A 2198-nucleotide genomic window follows, 5' to 3' on the forward strand; every position below is an offset into this window, starting at 1 on the left:
TCCCGAAGTTACGGGGTCATTTTGCCGAGTTCCTTAACCATAGTTCTCTCGCTCACCTTAGGATATTCTCCTTGCCCACCTGTGTCGGTTCTCAGTACAGGCACCTATATAATTAACCATAGAAACTTTTCTTGAAAGCTTGGCGTCAATTGATTTCGAAGACCGAAGTCTCCTTCACCATCACACTTCAACTGAAGCGATATACGGATTTTCCAATATATCAGTCTTTGTGCTTAGACCAGAATCCATTAACTGGCTCAATCTAGCCTTCTTTGTCATTCCATCTGTTATATAGGTGGTACAGGAATATCAACCTGTTGTCCATCGACTACGCTTTTCAGCCTCATCTTAGGTCCTGACTTACCCTGGGTGGACGAACCTGCCCCAGGAACCTTTAGGCAAACGGTGGCCGGGATTCTCACCCAGCTTGCGCTACTCACACCGGCATTCTCACTTCTAAACGCTCCAACAGTCCTCACGATCTATCTTCAGCGCATTTAGAACGCTCCCCTACCAGACAAATATAAATATTTGAATCCGCAGTTTCGGTATTATGCTTAGCCCCGGTACATCTTCGGCGCAGTGTCATTCGACTAGTGAGCTATTACGCACTCTTTAAAGGATGGCTGCTTCTGAGCAAACCTCCTAGCTGTTTTGACAACTCCACATCCTTTCCCACTTAGCATAAATTTTGGGACCTTAACTGGCGGTCTGGATTCTTTTCCTCTCGCGTACGGACGTTATCACCCATACACTGACTCCTGAGAAACATTTATTGACATTCGGAGTTTGATTAGGTTCAGTACCCCTAGACGGAGCCATCACCTATTCAGTGCTCTACCTTCAACAAACTTAACTCAAGGCTAGGCCTAAACCTATTTCGGGGAGAACCAGCTATATCCGAGTTCGATTGGAATTTCACCTCTAGCCACAAGTCATCCACTAATGTTTCCTAATTAGTTGGTTCGGACCTCCAGTTTGTGTTACCAAACCTTCATCCTGCTCATGGCTAGATCACTCGGTTTCGGGTCTAATCCATCATACTAATTCGCCCTATTCAGACTCGCTTTCGCTTCGGCTCCGTCTCTTCAACTTAACCTTGCATGATAAATTAACTCGCCGGTTCATTCTGCAAAAGGCACGCCATCACCCATTAACGGGCTTTGACTTCTTGTAAGCGTATTGTTTCAGAATCTATTTCACTCCCCTCACGGGGTTCTTTTCACCTTTCCCTCACGGTACTTGTTCACTATCGGTCACTAGAGAGTATTTAGCCTTGCGGGATGGTCCCCGCGGATTCCGACAAGATTACACGTGTCTCGTCGTACTCAGGATACCCTACAGAGTTTACAGCATTTTGATTACAGGACTATCACCTACTACGGTCAAGCTTCCCAACTTGTTTATCTATGCTATAAATTTCTAACTCTTAATGTAAGGTCCTACAACCCCAGTCCGTAGACTGGTTTGGGCTCTTCCCTTTTCGCTCGCCACTACTAAGAGAATCGATTTTTCTTTCTTTTCCTCCGGTTACTAAGATGTTTCAGTTCACCGGGTTGCTTATATATACCTATGTATTCAGTATACATTACCTACGCATTACCATAGGTGGGTTCCCCCATTCGGAGATCTCCGGATCAAAGTGTACTTACCACTCCCCGAAGCATTTCGCTGTTTGTCGCGTCCTTCATCAGCTTCTAGTGCCAAGGCATTCACAATACGCCCTTAGCAATTTAATCACCATTTGTTTGTTTAAAAATTTTTCCTAATTTGTGAGTTATTTTAATGTCTAACGCCTCGCGAACGTTAGACTACCACATTATCAAGTTTTCAAAGAACTATTTAGAGAAATTTTTTCTCTAACTGAGAGAATAATCTCTCAAAACTAAGCAAAATTGTCATTTAATTTAAGTTAAGACACACTCATATATCGTATAAATCTTTCTCCATAGAAAGGAGGTGATCCATCCCCACCTTCCGGTAGGGATACCTTGTTACGACTTCACTCCAGTTACTTGTCCTACCTTCGTTGGCCCCCTCCTAAAAGGTTAGGCTACCAACTTCGGGTATTACAAACTCCCATAGCGTGACGGGCGGTGTGTACAACACCCGGGAACGTATTCACCCTGGCATTCTGATCCAGGATTACTAGCGATTCCAACTTCATGGAGTCGAGTTGCAGACTCCAATCCGAACTG

2 rRNA genes are annotated in these 2198 nt (G+C 44.4%); both read right to left on the reverse strand.

The window, feature by feature from the left end:
- Positions 1-1740, reverse strand: a 23S ribosomal RNA gene (locus HF312_21490); the annotation flags it as partial.
- A gap of 203 nt (positions 1741-1943) precedes the next feature.
- A 16S ribosomal RNA gene (locus HF312_21495) occupies positions 1944-2198 on the reverse strand; the annotation flags it as partial.

This window comes from Ignavibacteria bacterium (assembly GCA_025612375.1).
Classification (GTDB): domain Bacteria; phylum Bacteroidota; class Ignavibacteria; order Ignavibacteriales; family SURF-24; genus JAAXKN01.